The following is a 23,572-nucleotide window of genomic DNA, read 5'->3' on the forward strand; positions in this document are numbered from 1 at the left end:
CATCAAGTTAAAGCTCTATTGTAAAGTAGTAACATAAAAGAAAAATGCGAGAAAAATTTAAAAGAGATATATTAAGTTTTAAAGAACGAAATAGGTAAAAACGGAAAAAACTTTAACTTTAAAAATGATCAATGTATTAATAGATTAGGAAAATAGAAACGTGTCATTAGGTTCAATCATGGAATCTATACAAACAGTGTAACTATTGTAACAGATATCAAATTTCTGGAGAAAAGATCTAAGATTTAATGTAAAAAACACAAAACAATGGCTACAACTAATATAAACTATTTTCGTTATCTTATAGCAAGATCGCCTAATCCTATTGTAATTATTGTGATTAACTTTATTGATTATTCTTGGGCTATTAAATTTTCTTTGTTGCTCCAGTTCTCTTATATTGTTAATAAAACTTAATTCCTTATCATGGAGTTTGATTTTTAACGTTTGTATTTTTCTTTAAGTCTTTATGATTTGGTTTATTGCCTACTATTTTAGTAGTGCTATTATTGTTAGAGCTTAGTGTAACGCTACATTCTTTTTCGTTGATGTACCTGCTTGAATTCATATTTATGTAAGAAATTAACTAATTCATAATATATAATTTTTTTATCATTCTTATCTTTGCAATATAGTAATTATATCTTTTTTTTAGTATCATCACCTAACATTGAAAAACCTATGATCTTATTATTTTCGTAAAGCTTACTATCTAAAAGTTTGCTTATTTCAATACCTGTACTCTTATCTTTCAATATTATTCTCGTATGAAGACTACTATTGTTATTACAGTGATCTTGATGAATTGATATATAATTAATAACGCTACATTAATATACCCGCAAATTTTGCTTCAGCTTTTTTCCTAAACAGGAAATACTAATAAATTAGTATATTTTATTAAAGTATAAACTTAGATAAATTAAGCTGCTTTGAAATCGATCCTAGTCTATCTTTCACATATTTGCTATCTATAACAAATTTTTCACCATTTTTCTCAGAAGAGATAAAGCTTATTTCATCTAAAAGCTTTTCCATGATGGTATGTAGCCTTCTTGCACCTATGTTTTCCACTTGCCTATTAACTGTAAACGCTATTTCAGCTATGGTTTCGATGCCGTCATCAGTAAACTCAAGCGTTACATTCTCTGTTTTCATTAGAGCTATATACTGCTTCAATAAACTAGATTCTGGTTCCTTTAATATTTTTATTAAATCTTCTTGAGTAAGTGCTTTAAGTTCCACTCTGATTGGTAACCTTCCCTGTAATTCTGGTAAAAGATCAGATGGTTTAGATTGATGAAAAGCACCAGATGCAATAAATAATATGTAATCTGTTTTTACATGACCATACTTGGTCGAAATGGTTGTTCCTTCAAGCAGTGGTAATAAGTCACGTTGTACTCCTTCTCTATTGACTTCACCTTTTACTTCTGTACATGCTGCAATTTTATCTATTTCATCTAAAAATACTATACCTTCATTGCTAACAAGATCAAGGGCTTCTTTGATTATCTTATCTTCATCTATTAACCTTTCACTTTCTTCATTAACCAATATTTCACGGGCTTCTTTTACTTTAACCGTAATGGTTTTTGTTTTTTTGCCCCCATTAAACATTTTACCTATTAGTTCTGTTACATTTACTATGCCGACTTGCCCGCCTGGCATACCTGGTATATCAAAAGCCGGTAACATGCTCTTGCTTTCTCTGACATCAATGGAAACTTCTCCATCTTCAAATTCCTTATTTTTAACCTTTTTTCTAAAAATCTCTTTACTCTCTTCGGTTGCATCTTCACCGACCATAGAATTAACTATTATCTTTTCAGCCAGATCTAAAGCTTTTTTAGCCAAAGCTTTGCGTGCTTTTTCTTTGACTAAAACTATTGCTGCATCAACTAGATCACGTATTATCGAGTCAACGTCACGCCCAACATATCCTATCTCAGTAAATTTTGTTGCTTCAATTTTTATAAATGGTGCACCTGCAAGCTTTGCTAGACGACGAGCCATTTCAGTTTTACCGACTCCCGTATGACCAATCATCAGTATATTTTTAGGTATGATTTCATCACGTAAAGGAATAGGAACTTTGTTACGACGCCAACGGTTTCTGAGCGCAATAGCAACAGCACGCTTTGCATCGTTCTGTCCAATTATGAATCTATTTAGCTCTTTAACTATTTTTTGTGGTGGCAGATCATCTAATAAAATTTGTGTACTGTTGTTAACTTGAGCACTGCTATCATTTTCATTTGAATCACAACTACTCTTAGTATCTTTACAAGGATTACTTTTTTCATTATAGGCATCCTTATTATAAGTCTGCTCTTCTGAAAGAGTCACGGATTGATTAGAGAAATTAGTGCATAAAAATTTTTGTTCAGAATACATACTACCCCTCTACCTTTTCAATAATTACATTATGATTTGTATAAACACATATATCAGCTGCTATCTTCATAGCTCTTTTTGCAACCTCCTCTATTGACATCCCTTTAACCTCAACTAGAGCTCTTGCTGCAGATAGAGCAAAATTCCCTCCTGAACCAATAGCTGCTATTCCATCTTCAGGTTCAAGGACGTCACCCATTCCTGTAATCACTAATGAAATAGATTCATCTGCAACTATCATCATAGCTTCTAGCCTTCTTAAATATTTATCCATCCTCCAATCTTTCGCAAGTTCAACACACGCTCTCATTAATTGTCCTGGGTGTTTATCAAGTTTTGATTCCAATCTTTCAAAAAGAGTAAATGCATCAGCTGTTGCTCCAGCAAAACCAGCGATTACAGAATCATCAGAAAGGCGTCTGACTTTTTTTGCTCCTGATTTTATAATGGTGTGACCCAGTGAAACCTGTCCATCACCTATTACTACTACACTTTTACCTCTTCTAATTGATAATATAGTAGTTCCATACATTCTACTGTTGTCATGTTGAATCATTTTTTTATAATTTTAAATAGTAATTTCATTATACTGTAACCATTAATTAAATATGGCTTAGCTATAGCGTATAATATAGTACTTTCCTTATAACATTTAAAGTGTAGATGCAAAACATAATTCATCCAAATTTGGAAAAAAATATGAATGATTGGTTTGAGGTAAAATTTGACGATTTTGCATTGCCATTTTATAGCTCTGTCGACCTTAGAAACTCCGGTTATAAAATTGCTCCAATAGACGCTAATTTGTTCCCTGCAGGGTTCAATAATTTAAGTGAGGCATCAAAAATAATAGCGGCAAAACTGATAAAAAGGTACTTTAAAAAAAAACGATATAAAAAAACTCTTGTGATACCAGAAAACTATACACGAAATAAAATGTATATAGAAAACGTATTTGCTATAGAAAAGATACTACGACTAGCAGGTTTCGAAACTAAAATTGGTCTCCTTCATGATGAAGCCTATAATTTAATAGGACCGTATGAAGCTATTGTGAAAGATAACTCTCTATTGAAGACAACCTCAGGATTCGTGCCCGATGTTGTTGTATTGAATCGGGATATGACAAGCCATATTCCAGACGTATTAGAAAACGTAAAGCAGGAAACAGTACCGAGTCCACTATATGGTTGGCACAGTAGACAGAAATTTCGATACTTTGAAATCTATCAAAAATTGGTGTCCGAATTTTGCGGCGAATTTAAAATAGACCCCTGGCTTATTTCTGTATTTACAGAGAGCTGTAAAGGGGTCTATTTTGATGATGCTTTATCGCTGGAAACAGTGGCAGCCAAAGTTGATCAAGTGTTGTCTCTAGTGCAAAAAAAATATGAGGAATATAAAATAAAAACTCAACCTTATGTTTTTATTAAAGCAAACAATGGAACATACGGAATGGGTATTATAACAGCAATAAGTGGAGAGGAAATATTAACTCTCAATAAAAAAAAGCGTCATAAAATGAAAAAAATAAAGGAAGGTGTAGAAATCAATAGCGTTATTATACAGGAAGGTATACCAACCATAGATATACTCGAACATAGTCCTGCAGAGCCACTAATATATTATATAGGAAATACACCAACATGCTATTTATATCGGTGTAATAGTAGAAAAAATATATATTCTAGCTTAAATTCCACTGATTGTGAATTTCATGACATTAGCCAAATTGTAGAAAATAAAACCTTACTACTCTGGAATATGGTTGGCAAATTAGCAGTGCTAGCATTGTCAGTAGAGATGAGGTCTTTTCATATTTAGTTTTTTACCTTTATATAGAGTGGCCATTTGGTAAATTGCTACCTTGCTGAATATGGTAATCCCTGTCAAGTTCAGTGGAAAGATTATCATTGATAGGCTGATTAAGCAATTTGTCAAGCCAGACTAATAGTAATACTGTGCTGCATATTATACTAACTGTTACACTTAAGTTGAAGCTATAAACTACACCATTACCTAAGTTTATCGGTGTAGTTGCAGTATCCACCCTTTTAAATATGAAATTTAATAATCCTAGTGATAAAGTTAATGTATTAATAGTAAGATCCTTCTTACACTTAGTAAGCTCTTTCTTGCATTTAATAAATTCACTAGTACCTTTTTTATCCTGATATTTTTTATGTGCCTCTTGATATTTTTTGTATATATAATAGCAGCCTACTGGTTCTGAAGTAAATAAGAATAGGGCTGTTGATATTAATTGAATACGACTTATTGCATTCGTATTACCTTTAGTTAAGAAATGGAAAACTTGTAACATTATTAACACTTCTATGGCGTTACTTGAAAGACTAGCTAATTTGCCTACTATTTTTAATAGTTCTTTTTTACTATTATGATTCCTGTAATCCTTGATTAGATCGCGTAAAGTAAGTGTAGAATGAACAATCAATAGAATGAATGTTGGAAATTTTACCCATTGAGCAATCTCACGTATAAGGAGGATGTTTGACCTATTATTATCAATAAATTCGCAACAAAATTGTAGTGAAACCTTACATAACAAGGCTGTTAAACCTGTTGTGATACAAATTACCTTTTTGATATCATGATTGTAAGCATCATGTACCTTTTGTGCAAACGTGTTTGGTTTCTTTTTTAGCTCATTTAGCATAATAGCTAATGAAATAACAGTTTTTTGTTATTCTATCACAAAAATCTCAAAAAGAAAGTGCTGTGAATCAGGACTTTAATAATGGCTTTTACATAAATCAGCCAAACATTTAATAAATAAGGAATCAGTACTGAGAGTTGGTACGCGAAAATAATATCCGCTTTTAATTATTGCTTTATGTTCCGTATCAAGTTCAACAAGCGTTTCTGAATGCTCAGAAACAAAAGATATAGGCGATAAAACCACAGGTACACTATCAGCTTTTGCACGCAATAGTTCACTTTCTATGCTAGGCTCCAGCCATTTTACAGGTCCAATTTTGCTCTGGTAACATATCGCCCAATCAAGGTCTTTAATATTTAATCTTTTTACTATTAATTTTACTGTTTCTTCTATTTGTAAAGCATAAGGGTCGCCTTTTTTAATAACACTCAGAGGTAAACTATGGGCCGAGAATAGAATTCTTGGCTTATCAATTCTGCTAGCTAACTTGTAATACTTGGCTACCAAGCGGGTATGAGCTTCAATAAAGTCTTGATTATCGTAATAATGGTAGATTGTTTTTGTACTACATTTTAAACCATGTTTTTTAGCACTTTTTTGCCAATTTTCGATGGATGACAAAGTTGTAGTAGTTGAATATTGAGGATATAGAGGCAGTAGAATTACTTCATCAGGATTAAACTGCTTTACACTTTTAACAACTTCATCAGCAAATGGGTGCCAATAACGCACACAGATGAATACTTTGGCAAGCTTTGGTGTCATTTCATCACATGATGATGAAATCAGGTGCTTTTTTCTAGATTCTAGTATCGTGCTACTTGGATGACAAAATACAGCTTTGTTAAGCTCCTGCTCAAGCGCTTTAGCTTGCATTCTTGTATTCTCCAAGATTGGTGATCTGCCTCCAATTTGCTTATATATTTTTTGTGCAGTATTTTCTCGTTTTGCAGATATAAACTTTGCTAAAAGAAATCGAAAAGGATTTGGTAGATTTATTATTCTTCTATCATAAAAGAGATTAAACAAAAAAGGACGGACCGCACTGAGTGAATCAGGTCCGCCAAGATTAAATAAGATAATTGCCTTCTTCACTTATGTATTACAACAAGTTGCTTTTGAGATGCCTATACGTTTAGCTATGAGTTCATTAAGTCTAGATATAGCTACTAAATTTCTCATACTAGCATACAATAAGTGACCAGACCTCTGTAGATTACTTCCTGTAGATGCAAAAGAACTTTCACCGAAACTCAAATCAACGCAAAAACTTGATTTTGCTTCAAGAAGTTTAACAGTAGCTAAAAATAACATAATGTAACTTTGTATTTTCTACTTTGATTAGAAATTGGAAACCTTATAGTACCTTTCTTAAATTCTGCGTCTATTATTTCTTTACTGTAATCAGTAATTTTTTCTAATAACCACTCACGTACATGAAAGCTTTTTACAAAAAAGCATGCTCCTGTCATCAACATAGCACATATAAGTGCACACTTTATAGTGTTTATATTGTCTATCATAGCTGGCGGTGCAAAACAAATAAGCGGTACTATGGTTGTCATTTCAAGAGATGGAATAATGTTTTTTTTTATTATGAAAGCAGCATCTTTTTGTAATTTTGTATTGTGATGTGAGCCATACTCCAAATAACTTAAAAAAGCCAAGCTGAAAGTTAAAAATCCTTTTGTAGCACAAAAAATCGATAACTTTAAGTTATTAACTAATTCTTTAGTAGTAAGTCCAGTTTTAACTGGTTGTTTATAAGTGGACTCGTCTTGTTTGTTGATATAACGGCATTTACCCATATAATAAATACTATCTTTGGTAGCTTATTTTTAACTATAAATAAAAAACTAACTTGATAAAATAAAAAATTTGTAATAAAATAAATCTATAAATATAATATCCTATACAAGGAAGTAATATGGCAATTGAAAGAACGCTCTCGATATTAAAACCTGATGCAGTAAGAAATAACATTACAGGTAATATAAATTCCTATATCGAAAAATCTGGGCTGAAAATTATAGCACAAAAAATGATGTTGTTGACAAGAAGGCAGGCAGAGCTGCTCTATGAAATTCATAAAGATAGACCTTTTTTTGAGGAGTTAGTGGAATTTATGACTTCTGATCCTGTAATAGTTCAGGTTTTAGTAGGTGAAAACGCAGTAAGTAAATATAGGCAAATCATGGGAGCTACAGATCCAAAACGTGCAGATAAAGGTACAATCAGAGGTGATTTTGCTGATAATATTAGTGAAAACAGGGTTCATGGTTCAGATAGTCCAGAAAATACTCGTAGGGAAATAGCTTTCTTTTTTGCTGAATGTGAGTTAGTGTAGCTTTAAAGTTAACTGAAAATAAATACATAGCCGCTTTATTCTATAATCTTATTTATTCAGGAAAGTGACAAAATAAGGTGGATTAGGTAATGCAAAAAGATAACCGTAGAGTGGAAATGAGTTTATAACAAATACAGATGATTTTTTATCCTAATATCAACTATGCGACATTCTTGTATTGTGTTAAAAGTATTTAATCAACTGTGTTTTAATCTTAAGCATTAGATTGAGAAGGGAGAGAAACTTTGAATAATATCACTTTTAATTTAATGTTTGTGCATCAACCACACTTCTGAATAGATACCGTAATTTTTACTAAAAGTAGCATTATTCAACAAAACAAGATTTAAAGCTTTGTGTGATGCTATTGATTATGGTTAAATATGCGTCTTTTCCAGGTTTTATATTTGACCCAATAGGGTCTAAAATTGCTGTTTTTGCATCACTGGAAAGAGCTTTAGGCTTTATACTATCTTTTTGTGAAGGAGAAAATATACATTTAATGTTTTCTTTCTTCATTATTTTCTTTAGTTTCATTAAACTTCTCATGCCTATATAAGTATCTTCTTCTACAGATAGAATGACACTTGGGTGACTTAAGCTAAAATGTTTTTCAAAATATTGATAAGCGTCATGAGTAACTATGTATTTTTTGTTTTTAAAGTTACTCAATTCGCTTGCAATTTTCTCTGTTTCCTGTTCTATTCTTTTTACGGTTTTTATTGCATTATGGTTATATCGATGGGCATTCTTCTTATCTATGTTAGATAATGTTGCACTTATAGAGAATATCATATTTTTTGCATTTTCTGGACTAAGCCAGATATGTAGGTCTTTTTCGTCTTGAATACGAGTGACATGCCTGGAGAATGAATGTGGTCGAATAGAAAGTAGACTAACTGCCTTTGATAACTGTACAAGTTTCTTATTGTTTTTAGCAAAGGTCTTAACGAATGTTTCTAGATTATCATCAATATAAAATATAACATTACCTGATTCCAAATTACTTGCGTCAGATGGTTTCAATATGTAATCATGTGTAGAAGTTGTTATATAGTCTAGTAAGACTGGTTCTAAAATTCTGTCTGTAACAGAAGCTACAAGCGAGTGTACAGGTTTTATTGTGGCTATAACTTTTAAAGTGGATGAAAAGACAGTACTGTGGTATAGTGTAAGCAAAAGTAATAGAAAAGAAGCTAGTAAATGTCTCATGAAAACATTGAGAAAGAGTTAAGTCTTGTCAAAAAGTTAAATAATGTCAATAGTAGTGTTCTAAAAATAGAGAACCTTACTCTTGCATATAATAATAAGAAAATTCTTGATGATATCAACTTATCAATGAAAAAAGGGGATGTAGTTACTATACTTGGTCCAAATGGTGGAGGTAAAACCTCCTTAGTAAAGGTGGTTGCTGGTATAAATAAGAACTATACTGGTAGTATTATATTTGCTGATGATATGAGAATTAGTTATATGCCACAAAATTTTAGTATTAGCAGTTTGATGCCGATAACAGTTGAATATCTTCTTTTAAATAGCTTTTCAAAAAGATTAGAGAAGAATCAATCGATTATTACAGAGGTGGTGAGATTAGTTGGTATTAGTAATATTTTGAAAAGGCAGGTGTTGGAAATTTCTGCGGGGCAGACACAATTATTGTTACTTGCGCGCTGCTTAATTGCAGAACCTGACTTGATTATCTTGGATGAACCAGTTAGCGCAATGGATATTAATGCTCGAACTAAATTTTATAATATAATAGGTGAAATAGCAAAAAAAAGATTAATTTCGATTCTCATGACATCTCACGATTTAAGCTCCATAGTGCCATGTTCAGATTACATTATCTATATAAATCATATTATATATTGCCAAGGTAAACCTGAAGAAATCATGAAGAATAAGACTTTAAGCGAGATATTTAGCAGTCATATAACAAAATGATTCGAAGTGTTCTGCGCCTTTTGTATATAACTGCAGTGTTAACTCGTTATAGCATATTGTATCGTTTACTCTTTCCTTCAAAGGAGTCAATAAATAAAATACGTGGCTATAAATTAAAATGTGCTCTTGAAAAGTTAGGTCCAGTATTTATTAAATTTGGGCAGTCTATTTCATCACGTACTGATATTTTAAATGAAGATATAACAGACAACTTATTGTTAATATGTGATAAATTACCGTCTTTCTCCTATAAGATAGCAGTTAGAACGATAGAGAGCGAATTTAATTGTAAGTTAAGCGATATTTTTTTAAGCTTTTCTGAAGAGCCAATTGCAGCAGCATCAATTTCTCAAGTACATAAAGCAACTACAACAGAAGGTAAAAAAGTTGCGGTCAAAGTCTTAAGGCCAGATATTGAGAAGATATTCTCAAAGGATATAAAAATGCTTTTTTGGCTTGCAGGGATTATAGAAGGATTTAGTGAGCAATCAAAGAGACTAAAACCTATTGAATTAGTTAAAACTTTTGCTGAAGTTTGCCGATTAGAGCTAGATCTACGTTTTGAGGCTGCTTATTCTTCAGAACTGAGAGAAAATACAAGAAATGATAAAGGTTTTTATGTACCTGAAGTAGATTGGAGTAGGACTTCAAGGAAAGTTTTGACATCAGAATGGATAGAAGCAACACCAATATACGAAGTTGAAAAACTAAATAATCGTAAGCAGATAGCTATCAATCTTATAGAATCATTTTGCAATCAAGTATACAGAGATTGCTTCTTTCATGCGGATATGCATCCTGGAAACTTAATGATTGATATTAACAATAATATTATTGCTCTAGATTGTGGAATTATGGGCCGAATAGACCGCGAGACGTGCTACTGTGTGGTAGAGATACTGAAAGGTTTTTTAAGTCGGAATTATGATCACGTTGCAAAGGCACACTTTAGAGCTGGTTATGTTTCACCACAGCACAAAAATTTTGTTACAGCGTGCAGAGCAATAGGTGAACCTATTATAGGGCAGCCTATACAGAAAATTTCTTTTGCTGATTTACTTGCCAAATTATTTAAAATAACTAGTGATTTTGATATGAAAGTTCAAACACAATTGCTAATGCTGCAAAAAACTATGATTTTGTTAGAGGGAACTTGCAGAAAAATCTATCCAAAAATCAATATGTGGAAAGTAGTTGAAGCATGGATGAAGAATCAACATAAAGATAAAATGGACTATAAAGAAAAAATAAAAAGCTCTTGTCTTGTAAAAGCAATTCAAGAAATATTTAGTCTTATAGAGAAATTAAACCTAATAGCTGACCAAAAGCTAGAGAATATTCAAGTTAAGATTAAGTCAAATGTAAAAAATTACTTTTTATTGTGGTCTATAATTATAGCATTAACCATTAAGCTTTTAATTTTTTGATAACAACTTTTCACATAACTGCTTCTTGTATAGAAAACATTAGTACTTCTTGATATCGTTTGAGTGTCTTTTTTCCTATCATCCAAGTAGTAGATACAGGGATTCAGAAAGAAAAAGAGATATAGATTCTAGTATCACGTGCTGAAGTAGCACCCATTACTTTAGATAATTTATCAAGTTGTTTCATTTTAGACCTTAGAAGTAGTTTCTATAATAAAGACACCAACTATACAGTGCTTTTGTTATTTAACTTGTATAGATTGAAGATAAATAAGAACTTCAATATTATATAGTAAGAAGTTGATAAGATTTGTTAAGTGTTTTTCCGTTTTTGTCAAATTACATATCAAAAATAAGACTATTTTATTAAGTATTCCCGGCTTCCTGGTTTAGTTATTGGTAATCGCTTTAATTCTTCAGGAAGCTCTTGCTCGCTGTAGTTTTTAATATTTAGCTCAAGCAAAGATATAACAGGAAAGGGCAATTGCGTTTCACTATTTCTCTTGATTATAGAAGCTCCAGCAACGACTTTGCCTCCCATATCTTCTGCGCATTCTGCAGCTTCAAGTGAAGATTTACCCGTAGTTATTACATCTTCAACTAATAATAGTTTTTCACCTTGTTTAATTTCAAATCCACGGCGCAATTCAAACTTGCTGTTAACACGTTCACAAAACATCGTCTTAATTCTAAGCTGTTTGCCAATCTCATAACCCACAAGTATTCCACCAATTGCAGGAGATAGTATTAAATCTATAGAACTATTTAATTCTTTTTTTATTTTATGTGTTAGTAATGCACAAATTTTCATGGCTTTGCTTGGATTTTCAAAAATTTTAGCACACTGTATATATATGCTACTATGCAGTCCAGAGGATAAAACAAAGTGCCCGTGTAAAATTGCCCCAGCTTTCTCAAGTTCTCTTATTATTGGATTATCTTTATCTAGTGTCATTTTTAAAGTTTCACCTTCGCGTTCTTTGATTAATTATTATCTAATCTGTGCAAATATTAGACTATATATTTACTGCAGTTTCGCACATATCGATAATTGTATAAATAGATAAAACCAGTTTCATAATATACAGAGGAATCTTTCTTAAGACAAGGTAACTAGTTGCCAAAAAAATTCATATAAACATTTTGTCTAAGGAAAATAATGCTCATTCACCTCTACAACAAACATTATTGTAATCAAAATAAACAACGTACATACATTTTGTATTAACTGTTGTACGTGTTAGTAAAATAAAGGACACTAATTTTTTGGTACTTTTAGCTTTTTTGCTTACAGTCTAAAGTTATTAGAATGTTTTATATTACTTGTGTAACTTAGAAAAAGATGCAAGCATTAATGTTATTGTTTATCATAACTCCTTTCAGCATTTGAATTGGTAATATGCCTTTACTACATAAGCAGTGGTAAAATCAGAGACGCTTGTTCATGAAATTTATAGATTTATGCATTACATAAATAAAACACTACAGAGGCTATAGAACTCATTGCTATTTTTTTAATCCGTGTAGAGAAAACTTAATTTAATATATCCTGTTTTTCTTTTGAAAAGAATGAGTGATTTCGAATATGAAAAAAGCAATTATAATTCCATTATTTATATTTTGCTATTGTGTTACTTATGAAATCTTCTTTCGCTGGATTTATTAGTAAGCAAAAATAGTGTAATAAACATGGCTATAATAGTTGTAGGTGGTGTGTAAAATAGTGTTTTCTTAGCTAAAGTTTTAATTGAGCCCCTTCAAAGCCAAAAAATTAGGAACTGTATAGTATAGATAGGAAAACTGAAATTAAACTTATTAAGTTGAGTCAGCTAATAAATATATCATAAAATAGCTTTTGCTATTTAAATTTAACTTTGTTGTTTAATAGTAAATAACTTTGCAAGCAACGTAGAAAAAGTATTGTAAACTTATATATTAAGGCAAAAACTCAAGATAAATATTATATAACAATTTTGTTATTTGGAGTTAATAGTACCGTAAATTAAAGTACCAGCTTTTCTGGGTTCACGCACACTTCTATTAGAAGTTTTGTAACTATGATTGCAGAAAACATTGAGCATAAAACCCCTATTGACAAAGTAACGGAAAAACCTCTAATTGCTCCGCTGCCAACTATAAACATTATTCCTGCAGCAATTAATGTAGTGATATTTGAATCAAGAATTGTTTTTATTGCGCTTTTGAAGCCTTCTTCAATAGCGCGAGCTGTTCTTTTTCCTAATCTTATTTCTTCACGAATACGTTCAAATATCAAAACATTTGCGTCCACTGACATACCAACAGTTAGCGCAATACCAGCTATTCCTGGTAGAGTTAAGGTTGCTTCAAGTAGAGTAAGAATTAATAATATAGAAATCACATCAAAAAGCAGTGCAACGGAGGTTAACAAACCTAACTTACCATAAATGATAATTATAAGCAAAGTAACTGCTGTAATAGAGATTATCGCTGCTATTTCTCCTGCTTTTATTGACTCTTCTCCAAGACTTGGACCGATATTTTTCTCTTCTATTATTTTAAGTGGTGCTGGCAGTGCTCCAGATTTTAAAAGTATTGCAAGTTCGTTTGCTTGTTTCTTAGTAAACTTACCACTGATTTCTCCTTCTCCATTTAGAATTGGTTCACGTATTATTGGCACAGTTAAGACTGTGTTATCCAAAACAATTGCAAAGGGCTTTCCTACATTTTCTTTAGTGATTTTTGCGAATTTTTTACTTGCTATACCGTCAAATTTAAAATGTACTGTTAGTCTGCCTAAGTGATCAAATCTAACTGATGCGTTAACCAATGAATCGCCACCTATTTCAGTTTTGCGGGATATTGGATAGAAATTACCAGAAGTGTCTTTGAGCATGATGGTAGTTTCGTGATCTATATCCTTAATCTTGGCTATGTTACTGTTTACCAAATGAAAGCTTAGCTTAGCAGTTTTGCCAAGCAGAGATTTTATTTGTTCAATGTTTTCTACTCCAGGTACTTGGACTAATATCTTATTCTGTCCTTGTTTTTGTACACTTACTTCTTTAGTACCAAGTTTATCCAAGCGTCTCTGAACATTACTTATTGATTTTGAGATTACTTCATTGATTAGAGAATTTTTGTAATGAGGTTTATATGAGATGAAAATTGAGGTACCTTTTCTGTTTAGCTCTAAATTTGGGTTTATTTTATGGATTAATAACGAAACTTTTTTATAGTTATTGATGTTATTTAAAGTTACAATTACTTGTTGATCGCTTTGTACGCTGGATTCAATATCTTTTATTAGCAAACTTTCTTTTATTTCATCGGCTAATATGCTTAATTTCTCTTTTAAAAAAGAATTTAAGTCTACATTAAGAAGTAAAGACGATCCACCTTTTAGGTCAAGCCCTAGGTTTATTCTTTTTTTTGAAATAAGGAATTTATTATTAAAGTAGTTTGGCAATATTATATATAAAGCAAGTAGAAAGATACACAGTACCAAAAAAGATTTGACTATAATCCTATTGTGCATGAGTTGTAAATATAAAATATTGATTGTAGACTAATTGTGTAAACTGTTTAAGTTGAAATTTAGATACATGTTAATTAGAATAGGTACCAGAGGAAGTAGTCTTGCAATTGCTCAAGCTTTGGAAGCAAAACAAAAACTGATGGACTTTTTTCCTGATTTATCTGTTGAGATTATTAAGATAAAAACTTCTGGTGATAAATATGCCAATGTAAACCTTGCCGAAATAGGTGGTAAGAGACTGTTTCTCAGGGAAATTGAGATTAAATTGCTTAAGAATAATATAGATATGGCAGTTCATTCAGTAAAAGATGTCCCTGCATTTTTTTCGAAAGATTTAATAATTCCCTGTATTTTAGAAAGGTTAAGTCCGCACGATACGTTTATTTCTAATAAACATGACAGCCTTGAGACTTTACCGCGGCAGGCTACAATTGCAACTTCTTCAATAAGAAGAAAAGTACAGCTGCTAAATTTTAGACCGGATTTGAATATAGTGCCGTTACGTGGAAATGTAATAACTAGACTGCAAAACCATAGTTTTGATGGAATAATTCTAGCTGAAGCTGGGCTGAGGAGATTAAAAAAACACCTTTTAATTACAGAGGTATTGCCGCCAAAAACCATGTTAAGTGCAGTGGGACAAGGGGCAATTTGTATTCAATGTCGGAAAAATGATGTAAAAGCTATCGATCTTTTAGAGAAAATTAATGATAACAAGTCTTTTATAAGGGTGAGATCAGAGCGCAGCTTCATGAAGACAGTAAATGGTTCATGCTTTACACCGCTTGCAGCTTTAGCAGAATATGTAAGTGAAAACATGCTACGTCTTTGTTGTATGTTAGCAGACGAAAAAGGTATATACTTTGCTGAGCGTACTTCATTTGTAGAAGATGCAGAGGAAATGGGTATGGATGCAGGATTAGAATTGAAATCAAGATGCTTATAAGTTTACCTAAGGTGCGTGGAACATATCGATACAATACTTTAATGTCTAAAATAACATGGTTAAATGTCGGTGGACAAGCTGATGTATTATTTAAGCCACGTGATATTGGAGATTTAACATGCTTGATTAAAAATACTGAGCTACCAATTAATATTATTGGTGCAACGTCTAACATAATAGTACGAGATAGTGGCATTCGAGGAATAACAGTAAAATTAGGTCAGGAGTTTGGATATATTAAGTATAGAGGTAACAACTCTATAGTTGCAGGTGGTGCTGTACTGCTTAGTGATTTAGCTTACTTTGCGATGGAACAACAAATTAGTGGACTAGAGTTTCTGGTTGGAATTCCAGGAACAGTTGGTGGTGGAATAGAAATGAATGCAGGTGCATATGGTAGTGATATCGCAAGTGTTGTACAATCTGTAAAAGCAGTAAATTTAGAGGATGGAAACCTGTATGAATTCTCAAGTAAAAAGATGGATTATGTTTACCGTGGGCATAGTTTAAACGGTAGGTGGATTTTTGTTGAAGCTGAGTTTAAAGGAGTAAGTTCAGAGTATAAGATTATACTTAAAAAACTGAAGGAAATTATTGACGAAAAAAGCAAAAGCCAACCAATAAGAGGGAAAACTGCTGGGTGTATATTTAAAAACCCAAAAAACTATCAAGCGTGGAAACTAATTGATGAGTCTGGTTGCCGAGGGTTAGATAATGGTAGAGCTAAAATTTCTGAGAAGCACTGCAATTTTTTGCTCAATTATAATAATGCAACTGCATCTGACTTAGAGACTCTTGGTAATAGGGTAAAAGGTGCAGTGAAAAATAAGTTCAACGTTGAACTTGAATGGGAAATAAGAGTTTTAGGTAGTTATTAGGCGGTTTTTTACAGCTGCTATATTGTTTAATTATTCAACATTTTACAGTGGTTCTAATTTCTCCGTCATGTAATTTGAGAAGTTCATCACTTTCTTTATCCTTTAGATGAGCTCGGTGAATATAGCTATGATTTTTGAGATCTAGAAATTTAATTAAGCCGTTGCAGTCATTTCCATAATAAGAAATTATACTTGCACCACTATTTTATCTGTTTTTTGTAATTTTTTATCTTTAGCCACTATGCTTTAGCAAGCGCAATTATAAGCTTATGGTGTGTAATTTGCTTCAATAAGCTTTCTTATCGATGTTCTTAATCTAAAACAGGCACTGGTAGTTTGTAACTTGCAAGAAATTGTACTATTCATTGTGCTCTTTTGTTTTAATAAAATGCTTCCATACTTGGTTAATCTATTTTTTCTTTTTTCCGTTTTCCTAAAATTTCTTCATTGGTTCTTGTTTTGCTGGGATGATTTTATGCATAAACAGAATTTACCCTATAGAATTAATCTAATATATCAGATAGACAACTGCATTTTTTGGAAATAAGTCTTCTAATTTTAGCTTTTTTACTATATTGTATAAATTTACTAATGTCGGTTTATAATGCCTGCTGTTATTATCTATATAAGTTATTTTACTTCCCTTTACCTTCATTAAAGTAGAACATGAAACCGGTTACTAACTATAAGTGGTGAATTACAGTAAGCTAATCCATCTTTATTAGCGTTAATATATTTGTGAATTATTAGCTTTCTGTTAAGTGTGACTTAAGCTATATAATTTCCGTTCTCAATTTTCTTTGCTAATGAGTCTTGTTTAGTCAGCTTACTTATTTAAAGTAAAATATTTAACTCTTGAATTACTTTCATAAATCTCTCTTTCTTTAGTTCCTATCTCTGGAGAGTAGTAATAAACTGGGGGAAAAGATGTTTGAATGTGTGGCTTTACTTAATATAAAGCCTTACTTTCAATGAGAATCTTTTTGTTACCTAAATTAATAGGAAATTGTTGTTTCTTTTGATGCTGTTTGGTGATCAGATCTCGGTACTAGCTTTGCTAAATTCTCTAATAGGGTATTTAAGTTTTCTGGTAAGCATTTCTTTCATTTCTCTAATGCTAATTTATGTTTTCCTATTAAATATCTTCTAGGTTTTTTTGAAAATTAACATCATTTTTTCACTAACTGTTATTTAATTTTATATTACAGTGACTAAAAAGTCAGCTACTTTATAAATATATTAATAAGAAACAGTAATAAGAAGAGAAATGAAATAAGTTATATATAAATACTTGAAAGACTCACTTGCGTTAATCAAATATAAGTTACTCTTCATTAGAAGATTAGTAAAATTCTGGTTTACTTAAAGTTTGTTAGTTGCTATTTAAAGAGCATAACATTTATGACACTATATGCTTAAGATTTTTTCTCGAGTTTTATTTATACTAATATTTTTGGTTTTTAGCTTTTTTATTGTATGCAGTACTGAAGCTAAGTCTAAACTAAAGCTTAGTGAGAAATATAAACCTCCAGGTAACCCTGGCGGTGTAAACTTTCATGAAGATGAGAATTTTGTTGAGTCGTATAAACTGTATAAGAAGCGTAGAGAACTTCTAAAGAAGAAAAAGTTGCAGAGTAGGGTTAATGCTGACGTAAGTAAAGAGAATTTAGCTAAAAAGTTGGAGAAAAGAAAAATTGCTATTCTTAATAATAGACTAAGTGCTTTAGAAGCTTGTATAGTTGATGATGGAAAGGAGGCTATGATAAACCGGTATGGTATCGATATTGCACGTCTGAAAGGAGCTACGTTCATAGACCAAGGGCAGATTTCTAAATATAAAAACGAGCAGCTCGAAGATAAACGGCAAGAGGAAAAAAAGGTTAAAGCGGCACAAGAGAAAAAAAATTTTCCTATGAATGTTACTATAAAAAACATGCCATTAAAAAAAACGTGCTCACATGATTCCGGTAATGATCTTAATAATGAGGCACACCATAATTTAAATAGTTTGGATTCATTTGAGAGTGTAATTGATACTACAGGGTAGATTTAATGATGTGCTGGATAAAGATCTATGGAACAAACTACACGAATCTTCTCGACATAAGACAAGACTCATGTTGTAAAAGTTTAGCGAATAAAGATAGGCGGGGTAACCCCATAGTTGTGCAATCTATGGTGCATGTAGATCCTAGCAGCGTAAAAAAACAGTGCTGGGCAATATTCGAAAGAAATAATAGAACTAGCTCATGCGGGTTTAGAGCTAGTACGAGTTGCTTAAAGCTCATAAGAAGTATAAATGGCAAGAGCAATACTTTATATACTAGAAGAGATAAATAAAGAGGGTTTTGATAGGTATTAGTAGGTTGCGGACAATATGAATTGATAGGTTAATTCAAAACTATTCAGAAAACATCAAAATACTAGATAAAATTAAGATAAATCTAGGTAATATAGGTTTTAGCAATAAACGTGATAAGAAATTTGAAAGAGTTATAGAATATGAGTAAAACATGGTCTTTCTATTTACGTGAAGTACTTATAATGTCTGTCTTAGCAGTGCAAAAAAAGCTGAAAAATTGGACTCAGCTCAGACAAAATAATTATTTCTTGTAAAATGAGTAGGTGCAATATCTAATTCTAGTTTGCCTGGCACTTGCAAGGATTTCTAATTATGCTTTCTTACATAAACCAGCAAGTAATAAGGGGTGTTATAAGTACTATAGCAGGGCTTGCTTATTTATTACAAAATGGCGCTGGAGATATGATACTATGATACGTACTTTTTTAACTTAATGTCTTGGTGAATCGCGAATTAATGAGGTGAGAGTGTGTTAAGAAATATTGCAATCCATAGCTTACACCACTTTAACCTCAAGTTAGCTTATGTTCAGGATGTGGACGCGCATAAGTAGCGATTGTTTCCGTGTATTGACTAAAGAAGTAAATGATTACATAAAAATTTACATGCCGGCCTGAAAGAAAAAACAGATGTAGAACATATAAATATTGCTGTTATGAGTTGCGTCGTAAACGGTTTCGGAGAGAGTAAATATATTAATTTAGGAATTAGTTTACCTGGATATGGAGAAGAGTCAGTTTCAGCAGTTTATAAAGATGGTAAGTATTTTAAGATTTTACAAATCAACAACATATCCGAGGAATTTAAGACAATTATTGATAATTATGTGAGGAACATTTTATTAATAAATCTGAGTGTCTTTAGTTATAATCCATATACTAGTCATTTATTTTCAAAGCTTGAATAAAAGTATTATGTGGAATATTTACTACTCTTCCTATAGAATATAGCTTTTTCTTACCTTTCTTTTGCTTTTCTAAAAGCTTCATCTTCCGCGTTACATCTCCACCATAAAGTTTAGCTGTTACATCCTTTCTGTACGGATTAATTATCTCTTTGGCAATAATTTTACCACTTACTGCTGCTTGAATTATAATTTTGTATTGCTGGCGCGGTATTAAGTCTTTTAAACGAGAACATATTTCTCTTCCTCTTTTTTCTACTCTGCTTTTATGAATAATGCAGGTTAATGCGTCAACTAGTTTCCCATTGACTAAAAAAGTTAGTTTATCTACTTGACTTTCCTGATAATCGGAAACTTTCCAATCCAAACTTGAGTACCCCTTAGAAATTGATTTCAGTCTATCATAAAAGTCAAAAACAACTTCAGACAGTGGCAGCTTATATTTTAGCAGTGTTGTTGATGTGTTACCAATATAAGATAAGTCCTTCTGTTTTCCTCTTCTCTCTTCACACAAAGATATAATTTCTCCTAAATATTGGTCAGGTGTTATTATGGTTGCAGTAATCCACGGTTCCTCAACTATCTTAATTTTTGTTAGATCTGGTATTTCATTAGAGTTATGAGTGTTCAGAATTTTGCCATTTTGTGTTGTAATTTTATATATAACACTTGGTGCGGTTACTGTTAAGCTTAAATTAAACTCCCTTTCAAGCCTTTCTTGAATAACTTCAAGATGTAATATTCCTAAAAAACCACAACGAAATCCATAACCTAGCGCATTCGAAGTCTCAGTCTCGAAAGTAAAACTTGCATCATTTAAGTGTAATTTTTCTAGCGCTTCTTTTAAATATTTAAAGTTATCTGTTTTGTCAGGAAAAATACTACAAAATACCACAGGGTGGACTTCTTTAAAACCTGGCAATGCCTTACTGCATGGTCTTATCTCTTCGGTAATAGTGTCTCCCACTTTACAGTCTGTTACTTTTTTTATTGAAGCAGTTATAAAACCAATTTCACCTGTTGAAAGTTCACCAGTCATGACCTTTTTAGGGGTAAAAATACCGATATTATCTACCTGATATGTAGCATTGTTAGACATCATGATAATTCTCATGCCTTTTTTTAGTATTCCATTTTTAACTCGTACTAAAATTACCACTCCCAGATAAGTATCATACCAACTATCAATCAAAATTGCTTGTAGCGGAGCATCTATGTCACCACGTGGAGCTGGAAGCTTCGTCACTATTGCTTCTAATACATCCCTTATTCCGAGTCCAGTTTTTGCCGATATTAAAATTGAGTTACTTGTATCAATGCCAATTACTTCTCCAATTTGAAGTTTTACCATCTCTGGATCTGCAGCAGGAAGATCGACTTTGTTGAGTACAACTATTATCTCATGATTATTTTCAATTGCTCTGTATACATTTGCAAGGGTCTGAGCTTCAATTCCCTGGCTACTATCCACTATCAAAAGCGAACCTTCACACGCAGCTAAGCTTCGACTTACTTCATATGAAAAGTCAACATGACCTGGGGTATCTATAAGGTTTAAGCAATATTGATTACCATCATTTGCAGTATAGCTGAGTTTCACTGTCTGTGCTTTGATTGTAATTCCACGTTTACGTTCTATCTCCATTGAATCGAGCACTTGATTGGTCATTTCTCTTGCTTCAAGGGCATTACACCACTCTATTAAACGATCAGCAAGAGTTGATTTTCCGTGATCTATATGTGCTATTATTGCAAAATTTCTTATTTTATTCATTAATCTACTTATTTAAGTAAAACTATTTTGTATTTTAAGTATTATTAGGACAATTATTTACTTATCCTTTTAATATAGATGATACCTGCTTTGCGCAAGAAATCATTTTATTAATCATATAATTTTCGTGATTATTATCTATTTTAGACAATTCATATAAGTAATTCACCATCATTCCAGCAGATTGACTAATGCCCTTTTCAGAAGTATCTGCCATCCAGTTTAGTTGCTTTATTGATGCACCATTGCTTAAATGAAAGTGTGCCACTTGGTCATAGGCATTGCCATTATTGTTTTTAACCTTTAGTAAGTAATATGCACAAAGTTTCAGCAAGTATTGTTTTTCGTATTCAGTGTTAGTTTTTAATTGTTCTATGCTTTCTAAAATCTTTGTAATAGACTGTTTTATACCTAATTTTCCTAATAAAATAGTATCCTGCCTTAGATTTCCTTTTAGCCATTTTGTAAAGCCAGGTATCGGAGAAAGTGTTGCGTATGTTTTTATACTTTTAAACTCCTGTGATAGCTTTTCTACAACCCTTTTGATCAAGAAATTACCTAAGCTAATTCCAGACAATCCTGTTTGGGTATTTGATATTGAATAGAATATAGCAGTATTTGCATTGCTTGGATCACTTGAGGGCGTTGATTCATCTAAGAGGTATTGAATGCTATCTGCAATCTTATTCATTAATGCAACCTCTACGAAAATCAGAGGTTCATTTGGTATTTTATAATGAAAAAAGGTAAAACAGAGACGGTCAGAGTCTAGTCTATTTTTTAGATCACTCCATGAAGAAATTTTATGCACAGCTTCATACTTTATAAGTTTTTCTAATAATGATGCAGGTGAACCCCAGGTAATTTGACGAAGATCAAGTAAATCGACGTCAACCCAGGAGAGAAGTATGCTTTTTAATTCACTTTCTAATCGGTTAAGCTCTTTATATTGATTTCTTAACTTAAGTACATCAGAACGCATATCAACAATAAACTTGAGGCCTTCTGGTAAAGAAATAAATTGCTTCAATATTTTAGAACGCGGTGATTCAAGGACTTTTATCAAGTCCTGTTCAAATTTATAGTCTAACTCAGGATTCTTATTTTCCTTGTATCCTTTTATTTTCTTATCTATTTCTGCCTTGCTTGTATTAAATTTCTCTGCCAGAGTTTGTAAAAACCTTATTTTACCTTTCTCTGATAAACTTAAATACAAGTTACCGAGAGATACAGTATTCTTACGTGCTGAGACTTCTCCTCCTTTTGGATTTAAGCACTCATTCATCTTCGAAACTAGACTATTAATATCACGACTATTATCTAAATCAGTGCCAATGTTACCAATCCACGACCTTACAGCATCTGTTACTTCACCTAGTATTTTTAAAAAGCCTTTTGCTGCTTTTTTATCTTCAACTTGCACTACATTAGTTTTTGCTAATGATTCTTTCATCATAAACTTCTTCTATTATACATCTATATTAAACCAAAGGAGAATCTTAGTCTATACAACAGGCACCGTTATCAGATTATTATTAATTTTTATAGTATAGTTAAGGTTTGGTAGGATACTGCTATAGTAGAAGCAAAGAAAAGTCCAATGGTTATATTGAAAGCTTAAGTCGAAGATTTCAATTTTAGTAAATTAAGAGTTGTAAAGGAATAACAAAGGAACAAAATCCTTGAACACCAGTATATGATGATTTTTATAAAGTGAATTTCATTATTAATGACGAAAATATAGACAAAACTTCAATTAACTTGTTGATAGGAAAATCTTGAAAGCAATATGCATGGATAGGATTTAAGCAAAATTTAACTAGCGCTGATACACGCGGAAAAGAATTTTACAGCAGTGAAGAACAGTTTCTTTTATTAAGAACAAGAGTAAATGAAAGCAAGAATTATCGTTAAATTACAAAAAAGTTTTTAGAGAAATGTTCCAGTACATTAACGATCATTCTAAATAACTATGTCTTAGAAGAGCTAGTGATTAATTGCAATCAATTTTCTTACTGGTAAGTAGAGGATTAGTAATGAATGTTTTTGTTCCTGTAATTCTTTGCCATAAGCTAGTGTATCAAAGTCAAGATGTTTTATCTCTATATCTACTGTAGCAATAGAAACTATGTTAGCGTTAAGTTTGATAACAGAAGTACCTATAACAGATATATACTATTATGTACTTTTATGAATAACCTGTCGGCCTAGACTTCAATTAAAGCAAGAACTCTTTTTTAGAAAAGTAAGCTGAGATGTAGTTTCTATTTAATCTTTAGTTAATGTGTTTGAGTTTTTAGTATGCTAAGTAGAGATATTTTGGTATTTCTCAGTAAAGAAAAGCAGGTAATACCTCTTTTTAAAGGTGTGTCCTTTTAGGAAGTGTAGATGTGTAA

The 23,572-nt window shown here is 31.8% G+C and carries 18 protein-coding genes; 8 read left to right on the top strand and 10 right to left on the bottom strand.

The features are described from left to right. Positions 1-900: 900 nt before the first annotated feature. Both hslU and hslV read right to left on the bottom strand, forming a co-directional pair. On the bottom strand, positions 901-2,397 hold the full coding sequence (gene hslU / locus WOO_RS02125; RefSeq protein ID WP_014869038.1) for an ATP-dependent protease ATPase subunit HslU: 1,497 nt from the start codon (positions 2,395-2,397) through the stop codon (positions 901-903). 1 nt (position 2,398) lies between these two features. Then, complete coding sequence (gene hslV, locus WOO_RS02130; protein ID WP_014869039.1) at positions 2,399-2,953, bottom strand: ATP-dependent protease subunit HslV; 555 nt, start codon at positions 2,951-2,953, stop codon at positions 2,399-2,401. Between the two features lie 107 nt (positions 2,954-3,060). Here hslV and gshA point away from each other — a divergent pair, with 107 nt between their 5' ends. Then, positions 3,061-4,221, top strand: coding sequence for a glutamate--cysteine ligase (gene gshA / locus WOO_RS02135; RefSeq protein ID WP_014869040.1), 1,161 nt, complete (start codon positions 3,061-3,063; stop codon positions 4,219-4,221). A 10-nt stretch (positions 4,222-4,231) separates the two neighbouring features. Here gshA and WOO_RS02140 read toward each other — a convergent pair whose 3' ends face one another. From WOO_RS02140 to WOO_RS02150, 3 genes are all read right to left on the bottom strand, one after another. Continuing rightward, positions 4,232-5,074 carry a hypothetical protein gene (locus WOO_RS02140; protein ID WP_014869041.1) on the bottom strand — a complete coding sequence of 281 codons (843 nt, stop codon included), beginning with the start codon at positions 5,072-5,074 and terminating at the stop codon, positions 4,232-4,234. A gap of 75 nt (positions 5,075-5,149) precedes the next feature. After that, positions 5,150-6,172, bottom strand: a complete 1,023-nt coding sequence (gene hemH / locus WOO_RS02145) for a ferrochelatase (RefSeq protein WP_014869042.1) — start codon at positions 6,170-6,172, stop codon at positions 5,150-5,152. A gap of 206 nt (positions 6,173-6,378) precedes the next feature. After that, positions 6,379-6,885, bottom strand: a complete 507-nt coding sequence (locus tag WOO_RS02150) for a hypothetical protein (protein WP_232500358.1) — start codon at positions 6,883-6,885, stop codon at positions 6,379-6,381. A gap of 119 nt (positions 6,886-7,004) precedes the next feature. Here WOO_RS02150 and ndk point away from each other — a divergent pair, with 119 nt between their 5' ends. Beyond that, positions 7,005-7,424 (top strand): nucleoside-diphosphate kinase, encoded by a 420-nt coding sequence (ndk, locus tag WOO_RS02155; protein ID WP_014869043.1) that lies wholly within the window; start codon positions 7,005-7,007, stop codon positions 7,422-7,424. A 327-nt stretch (positions 7,425-7,751) separates the two neighbouring features. Here ndk and WOO_RS02160 read toward each other — a convergent pair whose 3' ends face one another. Further along, on the bottom strand, positions 7,752-8,636 hold the full coding sequence (locus WOO_RS02160) for a zinc ABC transporter substrate-binding protein (protein ID WP_044135412.1): 885 nt from the start codon (positions 8,634-8,636) through the stop codon (positions 7,752-7,754). Between WOO_RS02160 and WOO_RS02165 the strand changes: the two genes are divergently transcribed. Both WOO_RS02165 and ubiB read left to right on the top strand, forming a co-directional pair. Beyond that, positions 8,628-9,368 (top strand): metal ABC transporter ATP-binding protein, encoded by a 741-nt coding sequence (locus WOO_RS02165; protein WP_014869045.1) that lies wholly within the window; start codon positions 8,628-8,630, stop codon positions 9,366-9,368. The genes WOO_RS02160 and WOO_RS02165 overlap by 9 nt on opposite strands. Next, on the top strand, positions 9,365-10,795 hold the full coding sequence (gene ubiB, locus WOO_RS02170; protein ID WP_014869046.1) for a 2-polyprenylphenol 6-hydroxylase: 1,431 nt from the start codon (positions 9,365-9,367) through the stop codon (positions 10,793-10,795). The genes WOO_RS02165 and ubiB overlap by 4 nt, the downstream gene beginning before the upstream one ends. A gap of 358 nt (positions 10,796-11,153) precedes the next feature. On the opposite strand, the gene pyrE is transcribed toward ubiB, so the two are convergent. Then, positions 11,154-11,750, bottom strand: a complete 597-nt coding sequence (gene pyrE / locus WOO_RS02175) for an orotate phosphoribosyltransferase (protein WP_014869047.1) — start codon at positions 11,748-11,750, stop codon at positions 11,154-11,156. A 1,047-nt stretch (positions 11,751-12,797) separates the two neighbouring features. Beyond that, on the bottom strand, positions 12,798-14,312 hold the full coding sequence (secD, locus tag WOO_RS02180; protein ID WP_014869048.1) for a protein translocase subunit SecD: 1,515 nt from the start codon (positions 14,310-14,312) through the stop codon (positions 12,798-12,800). A gap of 67 nt (positions 14,313-14,379) precedes the next feature. On the opposite strand from secD, the gene hemC reads away from it, so the two are divergent. The 4 genes from hemC to WOO_RS04190 all read left to right on the top strand — a co-directional run bounded on the left by hemC (position 14,380) and on the right by WOO_RS04190 (position 19,405). After that, on the top strand, positions 14,380-15,258 hold the full coding sequence (hemC, locus tag WOO_RS02185) for a hydroxymethylbilane synthase (RefSeq protein WP_014869049.1): 879 nt from the start codon (positions 14,380-14,382) through the stop codon (positions 15,256-15,258). Continuing rightward, positions 15,249-16,136 carry a UDP-N-acetylmuramate dehydrogenase gene (gene murB, locus WOO_RS02190; RefSeq protein ID WP_014869050.1) on the top strand — a complete coding sequence of 296 codons (888 nt, stop codon included), beginning with the start codon at positions 15,249-15,251 and terminating at the stop codon, positions 16,134-16,136. Before hemC ends, murB begins: the two co-directional genes overlap by 10 nt. A 1,411-nt stretch (positions 16,137-17,547) precedes the next feature. Next, a complete protein-coding gene (locus WOO_RS02195; RefSeq protein WP_014869051.1) occupies positions 17,548-18,183 on the top strand; it encodes a TRP75-related protein in 636 nt (211 codons plus the stop codon). 970 nt (positions 18,184-19,153) lie between these two features. Further along, complete coding sequence (locus WOO_RS04190; RefSeq protein WP_232500359.1) at positions 19,154-19,405, top strand: hypothetical protein; 252 nt, start codon at positions 19,154-19,156, stop codon at positions 19,403-19,405. Here WOO_RS04190 and lepA read toward each other — a convergent pair. Then, positions 19,377-21,176: a translation elongation factor 4 gene (gene lepA, locus WOO_RS02205; RefSeq protein WP_014869053.1), complete on the bottom strand. Its 1,800-nt coding sequence runs from the start codon at positions 21,174-21,176 to the stop codon at positions 19,377-19,379. The two genes, WOO_RS04190 and lepA, sit on opposite strands and share 29 nt — an antisense overlap. Before the next feature lie 61 nt (positions 21,177-21,237). Next, complete coding sequence (locus tag WOO_RS02210; protein ID WP_014869054.1) at positions 21,238-22,632, bottom strand: malonyl-CoA decarboxylase; 1,395 nt, start codon at positions 22,630-22,632, stop codon at positions 21,238-21,240. Between the last annotated feature and the right edge of the window lie 940 nt (positions 22,633-23,572).

The sequence above is a fragment of the Wolbachia endosymbiont of Onchocerca ochengi genome, assembly GCF_000306885.1.
Classification (GTDB): Bacteria; Pseudomonadota; Alphaproteobacteria; order Rickettsiales; family Anaplasmataceae; genus Wolbachia.